General features: G+C 70.7%; 15 protein-coding genes and 1 pseudogene. 8 read left to right on the plus strand and 8 right to left on the minus strand.

What is annotated here, in order from left to right; translation table 11 throughout:
* Window positions 1–23: 23 nt before the first annotated feature.
* Complete coding sequence (locus IEY79_RS04500; RefSeq protein WP_189105937.1) at window positions 24–779, plus strand: DUF4118 domain-containing protein; 756 nt, start codon at window positions 24–26, stop codon at window positions 777–779.
* Between the two features lie 16 nt (window positions 780–795).
* Here the strand turns inward: IEY79_RS04500 and IEY79_RS04505 are convergent, their stop codons facing one another.
* Complete coding sequence (locus tag IEY79_RS04505) at window positions 796–2,019, minus strand: saccharopine dehydrogenase family protein (RefSeq protein WP_189105938.1); 1,224 nt, start codon at window positions 2,017–2,019, stop codon at window positions 796–798.
* Window positions 2,020–2,155: 136 nt separating this feature from the next.
* Between IEY79_RS04505 and IEY79_RS04510 the strand changes: the two genes are divergently transcribed.
* Complete coding sequence (locus IEY79_RS04510) at window positions 2,156–2,899, plus strand: TetR/AcrR family transcriptional regulator (RefSeq protein WP_189105939.1); 744 nt, start codon at window positions 2,156–2,158, stop codon at window positions 2,897–2,899.
* 50 nt (window positions 2,900–2,949) lie between these two features.
* Here the strand turns inward: IEY79_RS04510 and IEY79_RS04515 are convergent, their stop codons facing one another.
* Window positions 2,950–3,783 (minus strand): LLM class flavin-dependent oxidoreductase, encoded by an 834-nt coding sequence (locus IEY79_RS04515; RefSeq protein ID WP_189105940.1) that lies wholly within the window; start codon window positions 3,781–3,783, stop codon window positions 2,950–2,952.
* Window positions 3,784–4,010: 227 nt separating this feature from the next.
* On the opposite strand from IEY79_RS04515, the gene IEY79_RS04520 reads away from it, so the two are divergent.
* From IEY79_RS04520 to IEY79_RS04525, 3 genes and pseudogenes are all read left to right on the plus strand, one after another.
* On the plus strand, window positions 4,011–4,946 hold the full coding sequence (locus IEY79_RS04520; protein ID WP_189105941.1) for an aldo/keto reductase: 936 nt from the start codon (window positions 4,011–4,013) through the stop codon (window positions 4,944–4,946).
* A gap of 27 nt (window positions 4,947–4,973) precedes the next feature.
* Window positions 4,974–5,088 (plus strand): annotated as a pseudogene (locus tag IEY79_RS37210) (IS5/IS1182 family transposase); the annotation flags it as partial.
* Window positions 5,089–5,211: 123 nt separating this feature from the next.
* Complete coding sequence (locus tag IEY79_RS04525; protein WP_189105942.1) at window positions 5,212–5,955, plus strand: hypothetical protein; 744 nt, start codon at window positions 5,212–5,214, stop codon at window positions 5,953–5,955.
* Between the two features lie 56 nt (window positions 5,956–6,011).
* Here the strand turns inward: IEY79_RS04525 and IEY79_RS04530 are convergent, their stop codons facing one another.
* Window positions 6,012–6,440, minus strand: a complete 429-nt coding sequence (locus IEY79_RS04530) for a pyridoxamine 5'-phosphate oxidase family protein (RefSeq protein WP_189105943.1) — start codon at window positions 6,438–6,440, stop codon at window positions 6,012–6,014.
* Window positions 6,441–6,601: 161 nt separating this feature from the next.
* On the opposite strand from IEY79_RS04530, the gene IEY79_RS04535 reads away from it, so the two are divergent.
* Window positions 6,602–7,171, plus strand: a complete 570-nt coding sequence (locus IEY79_RS04535) for a hypothetical protein (RefSeq protein WP_189105944.1) — start codon at window positions 6,602–6,604, stop codon at window positions 7,169–7,171.
* Window positions 7,172–7,210: 39 nt separating this feature from the next.
* On the opposite strand, the gene pcaDC is transcribed toward IEY79_RS04535, so the two are convergent.
* Genes pcaDC through IEY79_RS04560 form a run of 5 tightly spaced genes read right to left on the minus strand, consistent with a single transcriptional unit; the run spans window position 7,211 to window position 11,304 of the window.
* Complete coding sequence (gene pcaDC, locus IEY79_RS04540) at window positions 7,211–8,389, minus strand: bifunctional 3-oxoadipate enol-lactonase/4-carboxymuconolactone decarboxylase PcaDC (protein WP_189105945.1); 1,179 nt, start codon at window positions 8,387–8,389, stop codon at window positions 7,211–7,213.
* Between the two features lie 48 nt (window positions 8,390–8,437).
* Window positions 8,438–9,055: a protocatechuate 3,4-dioxygenase subunit alpha gene (gene pcaG / locus IEY79_RS04545; RefSeq protein ID WP_189105946.1), complete on the minus strand. Its 618-nt coding sequence runs from the start codon at window positions 9,053–9,055 to the stop codon at window positions 8,438–8,440.
* Window positions 9,052–9,837 carry a protocatechuate 3,4-dioxygenase subunit beta gene (pcaH, locus tag IEY79_RS04550; RefSeq protein ID WP_189105947.1) on the minus strand — a complete coding sequence of 262 codons (786 nt, stop codon included), beginning with the start codon at window positions 9,835–9,837 and terminating at the stop codon, window positions 9,052–9,054. The genes pcaG and pcaH overlap by 4 nt, the downstream gene beginning before the upstream one ends.
* Before the next feature lie 28 nt (window positions 9,838–9,865).
* Window positions 9,866–10,540, minus strand: a complete 675-nt coding sequence (locus IEY79_RS04555; protein WP_189105948.1) for a CoA transferase subunit B — start codon at window positions 10,538–10,540, stop codon at window positions 9,866–9,868.
* A complete protein-coding gene (locus IEY79_RS04560) occupies window positions 10,540–11,304 on the minus strand; it encodes a CoA transferase subunit A (RefSeq protein ID WP_189105949.1) in 765 nt (254 codons plus the stop codon). Before IEY79_RS04560 ends, IEY79_RS04555 begins: the two co-directional genes overlap by 1 nt.
* 140 nt (window positions 11,305–11,444) lie before the next feature.
* Here IEY79_RS04560 and IEY79_RS04565 point away from each other — a divergent pair, with 140 nt between their 5' ends.
* Entirely contained in the window at window positions 11,445–13,148 is a 1,704-nt protein-coding gene (locus IEY79_RS04565; RefSeq protein ID WP_189105950.1) for an IclR family transcriptional regulator domain-containing protein, read from the plus strand.
* A 139-nt stretch (window positions 13,149–13,287) separates the two neighbouring features.
* A complete protein-coding gene (locus IEY79_RS04570) occupies window positions 13,288–14,481 on the plus strand; it encodes a 4-hydroxybenzoate 3-monooxygenase (RefSeq protein WP_189105951.1) in 1,194 nt (397 codons plus the stop codon).
* Window positions 14,482–14,484 lie beyond the last annotated feature (3 nt).

Below are 14,484 nucleotides of genomic sequence, written 5' to 3' on the forward strand. Positions count from 1 at the left end.
GCCCGGAGTTCCGAGAGGTGATCATGAGGCGTTCGCTCCGCGACGTGGCCGCCCTGGCCGCCGGATTCGTCGCCCCCCTGGCGACGGCGCTGGTGTTCGTGCCGTTCCGTACGAGCCTCACCCACACCAATCTCGCGCTGGTGTTCATGGTGGTCGTCGTGGCTGTATCGGCCCTCGGGAACCGTCTCGCCGGCGCGGTCGCCGCTCTGTCGGCCGCCGCCTGGTTCGACTTCTTCCACGCCCGGCCCTACCTGAGCTTCGACATTCACGGACGCGCGGACGTCGAGACGGCGGTCCTGCTCCTCGTCGCGGGACTGATCGTGTCGCAACTGGCCGCAAGAGCCCGCGTCCTGAAGCGTGTCGCGGTCACGGACGCCTCCCACCTGGAGCGGCTGCACGGCACGACCCGGCTGGCGCGTTCCACCGCGTCCTCCGACGAGGTCGTCCGGCGCACGAGGCGGGAACTGATCGAGCTGCTTGACCTGAGCGCCTGCCGTTTCGAGTACGGGACGCTCCTCGGGCGCCCGCCACGGCTCGACCCGGACGGGACGGTCAGGGTGGCCGGCTGGATCTGGGACCTGGAGCGGCAGGGGTGGCCCGAGGGTGAGATCGAACTGCGCGCCGGCGTCCGCGGCCGGTACCAGGGCCGCTTCATGATCACCCCGACACCTGACACCCTCCCGCCGTCGCTGGAAGCCCGCCTGGTCGCCGCCGACCTGGTGGCCCAGGCCGCCATCGCCCTGGACGACGACACCGGGGAGGGTGCCCGGCGGGCCTGACGGTCCCGGAGCGCCGTCAGTCCTCCTCGCGCAGACCCCACGGTGCGCCGTACTTGGTGAGGAGGTCGAGGAACGGGCGGGGCGGCAGGGCCTCGGGGCCGAGGACCCCGCTGCCGGTCCATACGCCACCGGCGATCAGTTCGAGGGCGACGACCGGATTGACGGCGGTCTGCCAGACCACGGCCTGGGAGCCGTACTCGCCCATCGACCACTGGTTGTCGACCACGTGGTAGAGGTACACCTCCCGCGCGGCTCCGTCCTTGACGCCCTTGACCCACGTGCCGGCGCAGGTCTTGCCGGACATGCGGTCGCCGAGCGTGGCCGGGTCGGGCAGACAGGCGGCGACCACATCACGGGGCGAGACCTGGACCGGCCCGCTCCGCCCGGGGACCGTGACCTCGGCGGTGGAGTCCAGCCCCAGCTCGTGGAGGACCTTGAGCTTGGCGATGAAGTCGTCGCCGAGTCCGTACTTGAACGTCACCCGCCGCGCGTCGACCCAGCGGGGGATGAGCAGCACCTCCTCGTGTTCCACGTTGACGCACTCCACCGGACCGATCCCCTCGGGAAAGTCGAAGACCTCCGGCTCGCTGAACGGCGCGGTGGTGAACCAGCCGCGCTCCTTCTCGTAGACCACCGGCGGATTGAGGCATTCCTCGATGGTGGTCCAGATGCTGAAGGAAGGCGCGAAGTCGTAGCCCTCGACGGTCAGGTTGGCGCCGTCCCGTACGCCGATCTCCTCGATCTCGTCGAAGAGTTCGTCGGCCGCGTACCGCGCGAAGACATCGGACAGCCCCGGCTCCACACCCATGCCGACCAGAGCCAGGCGGCCCGACCGTTCCCACTGGCCGGACAGCTCGAACTGACCGTCGCCGAGCTTCACACCACAGCTCTCGTAGGGGCGGGTGGTGTGCGGTGAGGACAGGGACATCGCCATGTCCAGGTAGTGCGTGCCCGCCGCGAGAGAGGCCCGGAACAGCGGCATGACGAATCGCGGATCGGTGGCGTTGAGCAGCACATCGCATCTCTCCTCGACGAGCACCCGGCGCACCGCTTCCTCGTCGGAGGCATCCAGGCGCCGTGCGCTGAAGCGGTCCCCGTGCTCGCCGAGCGCGGCGACGGCCGTCTCGGCGCGGGAGAGGTCGTAGTCGGCCACGGTTATATGGGTCAGGAAGTCCCGGCGGGCCGCGATCCGGGTGACGGCGGTTCCGACGCCGCCGGCGCCAACGAGCAGTACACGCATGTCGCACACCCTTTCGTCCCCGCGGGCCGGCGCCTGCGGGGTGCCCCGATGCAACGGGATGGCGGCGGTTGGCGTCAACTGTGTTGGCATAAGAGCACCCGGTGGGGCGGCTCACCAGGAACAGAGGAGGAACGCGATGCCGAAACAGGTGGTGCCGGAGCAGGCGCGACGCAGGCGCCGTAAGACCCGGCAGGGCTCCGTACTGTCCGAGACACTGATCGTGCAGACCGCGCTCCGTGTGCTGAGAGAGCACGGCAGCACCGGGCTGACGGCCCGGCGACTGGGCGCCGCCCTCGGCGCCGACCCGAGCACCCTCTACCGGTACTTCGCCGGAATGGACGATCTGACCCGGGCCATCGGCGAGGAACTCATGGGACGGGCGCTGGACGACTGGACGACCACGGGGAGCTGGCAGGTCGACCTGCGCGCCCTGGGGCTCGCCATCCACTCCTCCTACCTCCAACATCCGCAGGCCGCCGTACTGACCGTCAGCCGGGTCACCGGCCGCCCCCGTGAGATCGCGGCGGACGAGGCGATCCTCGGCGTCCTGCGCGGCGCGGGCTTCCCCGACGCCACGGCGGTCCGCGTCTACCACGCCTTCATCGACTCGACTCTGGCCTTCGCCGCCCTCGACGCGGGATCGCTGGCCCTCACCGACGAGGCCCGCGAGACGGACGAGGAGATGTGGAGCTCCACGTACGCCCGGCTTCCCGCCGCCACCCACCCCCACATCGCCGCCACCGCACGACTGCTGGCCGGCCGTATGACACACAGCGTCTACCCGGTCGTCCTGGACACCCTGCTGAACGACGCGGCGGCGCAGCTCAGGACCGCCCGCCGCCACCGGGCCGCCCAGGCCCGCGCCGAGCGGAGCAGGTGAGGCGGTGCGGCGGGCGCGCCGTTCGCATGCGGTGCGCGGCGCCGCGCCGTTCACACGCGGGGCGGACCGGCGTCGACGACTGCCATCGAGAGATCCAGCGGGTCGAAGTGAATCAGTGACTCCAGCCACCAGGTCATGCCGGCCTGGGCGAGTCCCTTGAGGTCCACGTTCTTGTCCTCCTCCCACGCGGGACTCGCGTTGCCGCGTACGGCGATGTCGAACGGCCGGTCGGCCGGCAGACCGGCACGGCGCAACGCCTCGCGGATGTCGCCGACTTCCCCAGGGAGGAGCTCGTGGTCGTCCGGATTGGGGAAGATCCCGTCACAGCCGGCGGCCCGGCTGATCACCCGCGGGTTGTTGGCCGAACTGGCCATCCAGACCGGGATGCGATGCGGCTCCGGTTCCGTGGCCGCCAGATGAACCTGATAGTGCGGGCCGTTGTGCTGGACGGCCTTGCCCGCCCACATCGCCCGCATCAGCCCAAGCCCCTCGGTGAGCATCGCCGCGCGGGTCGCCAGTTCGGCGGGCTCCCCGAAGCTGCTGAAATCACCGGACTCGTCCACGCCCACTCCGGTGCCGACGACAAGCCGTCCGCGGGCGAGCCTGCTGACGGTGGACGCGTGCCGGGCGACCATCCACGGCCGGCGCCGGGCCAGCGGCGTCACCATCGGGCCGAGCAGCAGATTCTCGGTGGCGTGCGCGATCGCGGCCAATGTCGTCCAGGGATCAGCGATCGGCAGCGCGTCGGTGACCACGTGGTCCCAGAGGAACACGCCGTCCCACCCGGCTGCCTCCGCTCGCACCGCCAGTTCGACGAGAACACCGGGGTCACCGAACGGACCGAACGGCGGCAGATAGATACCAAAGCGCGGGTTCTCGTTCATGAGGATCTCTCCACAGTCGGCTGTCGGGACGAGCAAGGATCGGACAGCGATCCATCCCGTTCAGTCTGGAGGGCCGACTCCGCGGCGGGTGAATTGGGTCACCGCATCTCGCGACTCGCTGCTCGACGCCGAGCTCGCGCTCGCCACCGACGGACCCTCCGCCGCCTAAAGTGCGGGGCGGCCCCGCTTGTACTCTGCAGACCTGCACATCTGAAAGGAAAAGCGTCGTGAAGACCTTCACCATGCCCGGCACCGACATCCTCGCCCCGAACGTCGTGCTCGGCCTGATGCGTATCGCCGACAAGACGGACGACGAAGTCCGCGAACTCGTCCGCACCGCGCGCGATGCGGGCATCGACTTCGTCGACCACGCCGACGTCTACGGCGCCGAGCTGCACGACTGTGAACGCCGCTTCGCGGACGCGATGGAGCTGAGCCCGTCCCAGCGCGACGAGATCACGATCCAGACCAAGGCCGGAATCGTGCCGGACGGGCCGTACTACGACTTCTCTTACGAACACATCGTCAAGTCGGTCGAGGGCTCACTCGCGGCCCTGCGGACCGACCGCATCGACATCCTGCTGCTCCACCGCCCCGACGCGCTCGTCGAGCCCGAAGAGGTGGCCCGCGCCTTCGACGAACTCCACTCCTCGGGCAAGGTGCGCGCCTTCGGTGTCTCGAACCAGACCCCGCGCCAGATCGACCTGCTCCGCAGGTACGTGCGTCAGCCCATCGTGGCCAACCAGCTTCAGCTCTCGATCACACACGAGCCGATCATCGCTCAAGGGGTCTCCACGAACATGCTCGCGGAGCAGCAGTCGGCCAGCCTCGACGGCGGAGGGATCGTGGACTACTGCCGCGTGAACGACATCACCATCCAGGCGTGGTCACCCTTCCAGGCCGGCTTCTTCACGGGTGTCTTCCTCGGCTCGCCGGACTACCCCGAACTCAACGCCGTCATCGACCGCCTCGCCGGCCTGTACGACGTCCCCGCCATCGCGATCGCGACCGCCTGGATCACCCGCCACCCCGCTCGGATGCAGGTCGTCCTCGGCACCACCAGCCCGGAGCGCGTCGCGGGCGCCGCCCAGGGCTCCGAACTCCCGCTCACCCGGGCCGAGTGGTACGAGCTGTTCCGCGCCGCGGGCCACCTCGTTCCCTGAGTCAGGGTCTCTGCCCACTCCGCGCCCCACCCGGTCGCCGAGCAGTCGAAGAACCACCGGTACTCCACCGCCCATCAGGCGGTCGTCGACGCCGATAGCCAACGCGTCGTAGCGGTTGTCCGACCTCTGCCCGGCGACCGGTCCGGTCATCCCACGGTTCGCGCCGGACCCGCCTGGCTCGCGAGACAACACAGCAGCGAACGGACCATTGTTCCCCGGAGCCGCCGCGCGCACGATGGGAGTACCGCGGCGGAGAGGGGGGAGCGTGGGGTGGGTCATCGCGCGCTGCTGCGTGCTGATACTCGGTCTGGCGGCTGTATGGACGGGTGTCGATCTGGCGGGGGAGCCGTACCGGCAGGCGGTGGAGTTCCGGAACGCCAAGACGTGTACGGGTGGGAACGAGCCGCCGGAGTCGAGCAAGTGCCTTGTGCGGGAGAGCGCCCGGGTGACGGACAGGGGCACCCGGGAGGTCGTCACCGGCGTCGGCGAGGACCAGAACGTGAAGACCGAGTACACGCTGTCGATCAGACGGACGGCAGGGGAGACCGAGGTGTATGACGTCTCCCAGGGGCTGTACGGGGCAGCGAGCCAGGGGGACCCAGCGGATCTGGAGATCTGGCGCGGCGAGGTGGTGGTGATCGGAGTCGGCGACGAGCGGGACCGGTTCACCCCGTCGTCCGCCTCCTCGCTGGTGCGGGAGTTGATGCTGGCCTGGATCGGGGCGGGGCTGGTGCTGTCGTCCGCGTTGCGTATGCGCGGCAGCGGCACCCGGTCCGAGGGCCCGGTGATGGTGGTGATCCGTGCGGGATGCTGGCTGGTTCTCGGCCTGGCAACGCTGGTGCCGACATCCGAGATCGTCGCGCACGGCAGTGTGGGGTGGAAGCTGGTGGGGTGGGCGGTGATCTGGTTGGTGGTCGCGGCGGTAACCGTACCGTTGATGCTGAAAAACGACATACGTCGATCGCGACGGTGGCTTCCCTGGCGCCGAGGTGGGGGACCGGCTCGTTAGTCGTCCCGCCGTGGTGGGTTGTCCGTACCGCGAAGCCACTCCGGGGCGCTGACCGGTCAGTACGCGTACCGCTTCACGGTTTCCGGGTGGATGACCAGGCGGACTTGGTCCTCGGCCAGGATCCCGGCGAGGTCGGCGGCTCGGGTCGGGTCGTCGAGGTCCCAGTAGCGGGCTGCCAGGCGGGCCGCCAGGTCGTGCGCTCCGTCGCGTTCGATCGTGACGCCGCCCGCGATCGAGACCCAGCGCTCGCGTTCACCCACCGGGGCCGCGACGACGATCGAGGCGCGGGGATCGCGGCGCAGGCGCCGCACCTTGAGCGTGTCCGGGCCGGTGAACAGCTGGACCGTGCCGTCGGCGGTGGCCTCGAACCACACCGGTCGAGGCTGCGCGGGGATCGGGCCCGCGGCCACGGACAGGAGCCCGTGCAGGGGGCGTCGGAGGAACTCCAGGTCTTCGGTGGTCAGCGAAGTGGCGTCGGTGCTCATCACGGTCCTTCCGATGGGTGCGGGGCGGCGATCCGGCTGATTCGCCAAGGGTCCAGTGTGCTGCCACAGGACGCGACAGGTCGTCAGGCCAGGCCCGGCTTCACCCGGGTGTAACGATCACGAAGAGGAGGGAAGGTGATGACAGTTGAAACGGGGGGATCATGGGAGATATCGAAGGGCGGTGTTCGCCCGAGGAGTTACTGGAAATACTGCAGTGGCACATCCTCCGATGCGATCAACTGCGGTCGGCGGTGGCGAATCGTGCGGCTGTCCTGCTCAGTGCCAATGCCTTTACGGCCGCCGGCGTGGTGGCGATGTCGTTCAGCAGCGCGACACCGCAGAGCAAGTTGGCCTCGGCGTGCGTCTTCGTGGCGGCGGCGTCCACTCTGATTTTCGCCGCGCTGTCTGTCGCGTCCGCCACCAGGTCGTTGATCAATCAATCCGGCTGGACTGCCCGGGAGGGCGGCGATCTGACTCCTTTCGCGCCTGCTTTCAGTCACTCCGACACGATGCGCTGGGTGACAACGCTGACTGATTTCCGGCAGACGCAGCTCAGCCTGCGGCGATCCGACGCGATCGATCACGCGACGTCGGAGTTGTGGATCGTGATCAGGTCGCACCACAGGCGGTACATGCATATGCAGAGGTCCGTGCGCTTCTTCCACGGGTCGCTGGCGTCGTTCGCTGTCTCCTCGCTGCTCGCGCTCCTTTTCAGACTTGCGGCGGCGTGAGTTGATCTCCCCTTGGCGGGTGTCTCCGCACCCGCGGGCTCACCTCTCGGAAGATCTGCCGACCTCGTCGCCGAGGAAGCGCTGGGCGATCGCGAAAGCGGTGTTGGCGGCCGGGACGCCGCAGTAGACGGCGGACTGCAGGAGGACCTCGCCGATCTCTTCGGGGGTGAGGCCGTTGGTGAGGGCTGCCCGGATGTGCAGGGCGAGTTCGTCGTGGTGGCCGTGGGCGACGAGGGCGGTGAGGGTGATGCAGCTGCGGGTGCGCCGGTCCAGTCCGGGCCGTGTCCAGATCTCACCCCAGGCGTAGCGGGTGATCAGGTCCTGGAAGGCCGCTGTGAGCGGGCTGGTGCGGGCATTCGCCCGGTCGACGTGCGCGTCGCCGAGCACCTCACGGCGAACGGTGGTCCCGGCGTCGTACCGGTCGGCCCGGCCGGCGTCCAGATGGGCCAGCAGCGCCGTGGTGACCGGGGCCGGGGCGTCGATGCCGGCGAGATGGGCGGCGCCGGCGATCTCGGTGAGACCGGCGTGCGGGATGGCGTCGGCCAGCTCACGGGCGTGCGCGGGCGGGGTGGCCGGGTCCTGGCGGCCCGCGACGACCAGGGTACGGGTACGGATCCGGGGCAGGGCCGCGCGCAGATCGTAGGTGGCCAGGGCGTCGCAGCAGGCGGCGTACGCGGCCGGGTCGGTGCCCGCGAGGTCGGCCAGAAGGGCCTTGCCGGCGAGGGTGATCGCCGTGGCGGGGGCGGCGAACCAGCGCGGGGGAGCGGTGTCGAGGAGGGGGCGCGTGCCTCGTTCGCGTACCAGCGCGGCCCGTTCGTGCCAGGCGGTGGGTTCACCGAAGCGGGCGGAGGAGCACACCAGGGCGAGCGAGGCCAGGCGCCGGGGGTGACGCACGGCCAGATGGGCGCCGATGGCACCGCCCAGGGAGACGCCCGCGTAATGGAAGGTCTGCCATCCGTGGTGGTCGGCGAGATCCAGGGCGAGGCGGGCCAGGTCGTCGACGGTGGTACGGCCCGGCCGTGGATCCGGCAGCGTGGCCGCGGGAGAGGCGCCGTGCCCGGGGAGGTCGTAGCGCAGGACGCGGTAGTGCCGGGCGAGGGCGGTGAGTTGGGGCTCCCACAAGGCCAGTGAGGTGCCCAGGGAGGGGCCGAGGATCAGTGGGGGCGCACCGTCGGGTCCGTCGAGGCGGTGGTGGAGCAGCCGGCGGGCCGGGGTCATGGTGTGTTCTCCTGCCGTGTGGCGGGACGGTTCTCGATCTCGGCGGGATCATCCGCGGACATCCCCAAGTGGCCGGGGCGCGTAGGGGAAGTCGAGGAACACCGTTTCGTCTTCGCCCTGAAGGCGGATGTCGAAGCGGTACAGCGCGTCTCGTTCGCGCCGCGCGAGGAGTGTCGCCCGGCGCTCGGGTGTCAGCGTCGCCAGCGACGGGTCGCGGGCCAGGGCGTCGGCGTGCTCGGGCAGGTAGACGCGGGTGAAGAGGTGGTGGAGCAGTCCGCGGGCGAAGACGGCGAGGGAGAGGTACGGGACGGCGCCGTCGTGATGCGGGCCGGGGGCGAGGGTGCGGGCGGCCCAGTGGCCGTCGGCGTCGGTCGGTACGCGGCCGAACCCGGTGAACTCCACGCCGTCGCGGCCGATGCCCCGTCCTGTGACGGGGTCGCGGCGCATGGAGCCGGGCGCCCCGGAGAGCGAACCCCGGGGGTCCGCCTGCCAGATCTCGATGATCGCGTCCGGTACGGGCTGTCCGGCGCCGTCGTGGACATGGCCGTGGAGGGTGATCGTGTCCGCGTGGCCGGCCGGGGCGATGTCGCCGCCGCCCGGGAAGGGCAGCGCGTAGCCGAAGAACGGACCGACCGTCTGGGAAGGGGTGTGCGGCCGGGGCGTCATCGGACCTCCTCTTCCGCCGGCCGGGATCCGGGCTCGAACAGGGTGGCGGCCGGGCCGTCGAGGACGACGTCCCAGCGGTAGCCCAGGGACCACTCCGGGACGGACCGTTCATGGTCGTAGGCGGCGACGAGCCGTTCCCGGGCGGCGTGATCGGTGACGGCGCGGAGCACCGGGTCGTAGGGGAACAGGGGATCACCGGGGAAGTACATCTGCGTCACCAGCCGCTGGTTGAAGGCCGTGCCGAAGAGCGAGAAGTGGATGTGCGCGGGCCGCCAGGCGTTCACGTGATTGCGCCAGGGGTAGGCGCCGGGCTTGATCGTCGTGAAGCTGTAGCTCCCGTCGTCGCCGGTCAGGCAGCGGCCGAAGCCGGTGAAGTTCGGGTCCAGCGGCGCCCGGTGCTGGTCGAGCTGGTGGGCGTAGCGCCCGGAGGCGTTGGCCTGCCACAGCTCGACGAGCTGGTGGCGCACGGGCCGGCCCGCGCGGTCCAGGACCCGTCCGCTGACGGTGATGCGCTCGCCGAGCGGTTCGCCCTGGTGCTGCCGGGTCAGGTCGTGGTCGAGGGTGGTCACGTCGGTGACGCCGAAGACGGGGCCGGTCAGTTCGACCGCTTCCGGGTCGCGGACGGGGATCGGGGGCTGCTTGGGGTGGCGGAAGTGGCTGCTGCGGTAAGGCGGGTAGTCGCGCGGTGGATGGTGCGGCGGGTGGGACGCCGTTTGGGCCTTGGCGATCTCGGCGTCGATCTCCTGCTGGGACAACCCCTCGGGCAGGGCGTGTGTGGTCATGCGGCAACTCCGTGAGGTGCGTGGAGGGTCAGCGTTCGAGGGCGTGGACCCCTCCGGCGATTTCGCCGGACGCGGCGATGTGGACCGCGGCGGCCGTCCGCTCCGCGATGCCGTCGGCGGTGACTCCGGGGGCGGTCTCGACGAGCTGGAAGCCCTCCGGTGTCACGTCCAGCACACCGAGGTCGGTGATGACGCGGCTGACGCATGCCCTGCCGGTGAGCGGAAGGGTGCACGTTTCGACGAGTTTCGGGCTGCCGTCCTTGGCGGTGTGGGTCATGGTCACGATGACGCGGCGTGCGCCGTGCACCAGGTCCATGGCGCCTCCGATGCCGGTGATGAGCCTTCCCGGCACCGCCCAGTTGCTGAGGTCGCCGGTGGCGGACACCTGCATGGCGCCGAGTACCGCGGTGTCGATGTGCCCGCCGCGGATCATGGCGAAGGAGAGCGCCGAGTCGAAGAAGGAGGCCCCGGGCAGGACCGTGGTGGTCTCCTTGCCGGCGTTGATGAGGTCGGGGTCGACCTCGCCCTCCTCGGGAAAGGGGCCGGTGCCCAGGATGCCGTTCTCCGACTCCAGGACCACCTCGACGCCGGGGGGCAGGTGCCCGGGGATCAGCGTCGGCAGTCCGATGCCGAGATTGACGTACTCGCCGTCGCGCAGCTCTGCTGCCGCACGGGCGGCCATCTGCTCGCGTGTCCAGGGCATCAGCTCCGCGCCTCCCGGGTCGTGCGGCGTTCGATCCGCTTCTCCGCGGCCTGCGCCGCGGTGAGCGGGAGGACGCGCTGCACGAAGATCCCCGGCAGATGGACCTGGTCCGGGTCGATCCCGCCCGGTTCGACCAACTCCTCGACCTCCGCGACGGTGATGCGCCCGGCCATGGCGGCGAGGGGGTTGAAGTTGCGGGCGGACTTGCTGAAGACGAGGTTGCCGTGCCGGTCGCCCCTGGCCGCCCGTACGAGGGCGAAGTCGGTGCGGATGGCGCGCTCCAGGACGTAGGAGGTGCCCTCGAAGTCGCGGACCTCCTTGGGCGGCGAGGCGAGGGCGACGCCGCCGTGGCCGTCGTAGCGCCAGGGCATGCCGCCGTCGGCGACCTGGGTTCCCACACCGGCGGGGGTGTAGAAGGCGGGGATGCCGCTGCCGCCGGCCCGCAACCGCTCGGCGAGTGTGCCCTGCGGGATCATCTCGACCTCCACCTCGCCGGCGAGGTACTGGCGGGCGAACTCCCTGTTGGCACCGATGTAGGAGCCGGTGACACGGGCGATACGGCCGGCGGTGAGCAGGAGCGCGAGACCGCGTTCCATGGCGCCGCAGTTGTTGGAGACCACATGCAGGGCGCCGGTGCCCGCCTCGTACAGCGCCTGGATCAGTATGTCCGGCACCCCGCTGAGCCCGAAGCCGCCGACGGCCAGGGACGCGCCGTCCGCTATGCCCTCCACCGCCTCGGCCGCGGTGGTCACCACCTTGTCCATCCGCTCCCACCCTGTTCGTTAGATGAACTATCGTTCATGCGTGAGCGCGCTTGCAGTGTTGTCCGAACGGCTCGGCCGTGTCAACGGTCTCGGCCCCACGGGTAGCGTGCGCCCCAAGGACGAAAGCAGGAGGGCATCCGATGCCGCGTACCCCCACCGCCGCCGAGGCGGTCCAGCCGCCTGCCGAACCGGCTGTCGAGCCGGGCGGGGAGTCCGTGGCCACCCTGGAGCGCGGGCTGGCCGTTGTCGGCGCCCTGTCGGCCGACCGCGGAGGGCGTATGCGCCCCAGCGATTTGGCCCGCGCCACGGGGCTGGCGCGGTCCACCGTCGACCGGATCGTCAGCACCCTTGTCCGGCTCGGTTATCTGCGCGCGGAAGGCCGTGACGTGCTGCTCGCCCCGCGACTGCTGGAGCTGGGCAACGCCTATCTGGCCGCGAGCCGAGTACCCGATGCCGTGGACCGGTGCGCCCTGCGGCTGGCCGACGCGCTCGACGAGTCGGTGTCGGTGTGCGTCCCCGACGGCGACGGGGCGCGTTTCGTCACCCAGTTCGCCAGGCGGCGCACGATGGTGGTCAGCTTCCGCGTCGGTGACCTCCTGCCTGCCGAACGCTGCGCACCGGGCGCCCTGTTCGCCGCGGACTGGAACGAGGCCCGGTGGACCGGCTGGCGGCAGCGGCTGGGTGAGCGGCCGAACCAGGCGGCCTTCCCGGCCCTGCCCCCGAGCCGTGGCCCGGCGGTTGGCACCGCGGACTTCGAGCGCCGGGTGGCCGCCGCGCGGGATGCCGGCCACGCCCTCGACGACCAGCTCATCGAACCGGGCCTGATCGCCCTCGCGGTGCCGGTGTACGACCTGGACGGTACGGTCCTCTGCGCGGTCAGTGTGGTCAGCCACACCAGCCGGCACACCGCCGACAGCCTCGCCGAGCACGCGCTGCCCCAACTGCGCGACTGCGCGGCCGAGATGGCGGCGGAGCTGGCGCGCCCCGGGGGCGAGGCGAGGGCCGCGGCGCTGTCGCCGATGCTCGACGACACGTATCTGCGCGCCGTCAAGGACGAACTGGGACCGGACTTCCTCCAGTCGCTCGCCCGGGGCCTGGCCGTCCTGAGCACCCTGCGTTCCCCCGGCGGCCTCACCTTGACCGATGTCGCCGAGGCCACCGGTCTCGCCCGCGCCACCGCACGGCGCTGCCTGCTCGCCCTGAGGCACCTGGGATACGTCCGCGTATCCGCCGACGGGCGGCGCTTCACCCCGCTTCCCCGGGTCCTGGAACTGGGGTACGCGCCCCAGTCGCGGCTCACCTTCGACGAACTCGCCGCCCCGCACCTGGCGGCCCTGGTCCAGCGGGTGCACGACTCCGCCTCGGTCGCCGTACTCGACGGCGCGGAGATCAGGTACGTGGCCAGGGTCGCGGCCACCCGCGTCATGGGCGTCGACCTCGCGATCGGCACCCGGCTGCCCGCGTATGCCACATCGATGGGACGGGCAGCACTGTCCGGGCATTCCGACGAGGAACTGGCGGCCCGGATTCCCCGGGCCCTGACGCCCCTCACCTCGTACACCCGCACGTCCCGTGCCGCCGTCGGCAAGGCGGTCAGGGCCGTTCGGCGTGATGGATACGCCCTGGTCGACCAGGAGTTGGAGGAGGGACTGCGCTCCATCGCCGTCCCCGTCAGGGACCGTGACGGCCGCATCGTGGCCGCCGTGAACGTCGCCGCACACGCGGCACACCGCAGCGCCGACGAACTGCGCACCGATGTACTCCCGGAGCTGGCCGTCACCGCCGGGCGGATCGAGACCGATCTGGCGGCCGCGATCGAGCGGCACCCGGCAATCCTCGGCTGAGGCCGGCGCGGCCGCCAAGAAACGTATGACGCAAAGGCGTTGACACCTCCGACGGCGCTGCCCCAAACTCAACCCCCGATAGTGGACCATAATTCACCTGGCGAACGTCCGGGCATGCATGTGCGGGGACCGGTGACGGATGCGTACTGAGGTGGGAATCATCGGCGCCGGCCCTGCCGGTCTTCTGCTGGCCCGGCTGCTGCACCGCGCCGGCGTCAGCTGTGTGGTGCTGGAGAGCCGCGACCGCGCCTATACGGAGCAGCGCCAGCGGGCCGGGATGCTCGAACAGGGCACCGTCGATGTACTCCGGGCCGCGGGCGCCGGTGAACGGCTGAACCGCGAGGCCCTTGAGCACGACGGAATAGAGCTGCGCTTCGACCGCCGTTCGCACCGGTTGGACTTCCCGGCCCTGACCGGCGGGCGTTCGGTGTGGATCTACGCGCAGACCGAGATCGTCAAGGACCTGATCGGCCTGCAGCTGAAGGACGGCCCGCCGCTCGTCTTCGGGGCCGAGGCGGTGGCCGTGACGGGCCTGGACGGGCGACTCCCGCAGGTCCACTATCGAGACAGCGCCGGCGAACACACCCTCACCTGCGACTACATCGCGGGTTGCGACGGCCACCACGGCATCACCGGATCAGCGCTGCCGGCCTCGGTCGCCCGCACCTTCGAGCGCACGTACCCCTACGCGTGGCTGGGCGTCCTGGCCGACGCCCCGCCGTCCTGCGAGGTGCTCGTCTACGCCCACTCGCCACGCGGCTTCGCCCTGCACAGCATGCGCTCGCCCACCGTGAGCCGGCTGTATCTGCAGGTGCCGGCGGACACGGATGTCTCGGCCTGGCCCGACGACCGGATCTGGGACGAACTCGACGCCCGTTTCGCCGTCGACGGTGACTGGAGCCTCACCCGCGGTCCCATCACCTCGAAGTCCGTGCTGCCCATGCGGAGTTCGGTGACGGAGCCCATGCGCCACGGCCGGCTGCTGCTCGCCGGGGACGCCGCACACATCGTGCCCCCGACCGGCGCCAAGGGTCTCAATCTGGCCGTCGCGGACGTGGTGGTTCTCGCCGAGGCGCTGGCCGACTGGAAGGACAGCGGATCCACCGCCCTGCTGGACGCGTACTCCGACACCTGTCTGCGCCGCGTCTGGCGTGCCGAGCACTTCTCGCACTTCATGACCACCACCTTGCACACCGACCCGGGTCAGAGCCCGTTCGACAGCCGGCTCCAACTGGCTCAGCTCGACCGCGTCACCACCTCCCGGCACGCGGCCGCCGAACTGGCGGACAACTACGCGGGACTTCCCATCAGCCGTCAAGGACCTGACCACTAGGGG

It is taken from the genome of Streptomyces camponoticapitis (genome assembly GCF_014646115.1).
Taxonomy (GTDB): Bacteria; Actinomycetota; Actinomycetes; order Streptomycetales; family Streptomycetaceae; genus Streptomyces; species Streptomyces camponoticapitis.

What these genes read in the sequence shown, in the direction of transcription:
- pcaH (WP_189105947.1), bottom strand. Translation starts at nt 9,837, where the DNA reads ATGACCACACACGCCCTGCCCGAGGGGTTGTCCCAGCAGGAGATCGAC.
- IEY79_RS04530 (WP_189105943.1), bottom strand. Translation starts at nt 6,440, where the DNA reads ATGAGCACCGACGCCACTTCGCTGACCACCGAAGACCTGGAGTTCCTC.
- IEY79_RS04555 (WP_189105948.1), bottom strand. Translation starts at nt 10,540, where the DNA reads ATGCCCTGGACACGCGAGCAGATGGCCGCCCGTGCGGCAGCAGAGCTG.
- pcaG (WP_189105946.1), bottom strand. Translation starts at nt 9,055, where the DNA reads ATGACGCCCCGGCCGCACACCCCTTCCCAGACGGTCGGTCCGTTCTTC.
- IEY79_RS04510 (WP_189105939.1), top strand. Translation starts at nt 2,156, where the DNA reads ATGCCGAAACAGGTGGTGCCGGAGCAGGCGCGACGCAGGCGCCGTAAG.
- IEY79_RS04570 (WP_189105951.1), top strand. Translation starts at nt 13,288, where the DNA reads ATGCGTACTGAGGTGGGAATCATCGGCGCCGGCCCTGCCGGTCTTCTG.
- IEY79_RS04500 (WP_189105937.1), top strand. Translation starts at nt 24, where the DNA reads ATGAGGCGTTCGCTCCGCGACGTGGCCGCCCTGGCCGCCGGATTCGTC.
- IEY79_RS04535 (WP_189105944.1), top strand. Translation starts at nt 6,602, where the DNA reads ATGGGAGATATCGAAGGGCGGTGTTCGCCCGAGGAGTTACTGGAAATA.
- pcaDC (WP_189105945.1), bottom strand. Translation starts at nt 8,389, where the DNA reads ATGACCCCGGCCCGCCGGCTGCTCCACCACCGCCTCGACGGACCCGAC.
- IEY79_RS04565 (WP_189105950.1), top strand. Translation starts at nt 11,445, where the DNA reads ATGCCGCGTACCCCCACCGCCGCCGAGGCGGTCCAGCCGCCTGCCGAA.
- IEY79_RS04515 (WP_189105940.1), bottom strand. Translation starts at nt 3,783, where the DNA reads ATGAACGAGAACCCGCGCTTTGGTATCTATCTGCCGCCGTTCGGTCCG.
- IEY79_RS04505 (WP_189105938.1), bottom strand. Translation starts at nt 2,019, where the DNA reads ATGCGTGTACTGCTCGTTGGCGCCGGCGGCGTCGGAACCGCCGTCACC.
- IEY79_RS04560 (WP_189105949.1), bottom strand. Translation starts at nt 11,304, where the DNA reads ATGGACAAGGTGGTGACCACCGCGGCCGAGGCGGTGGAGGGCATAGCG.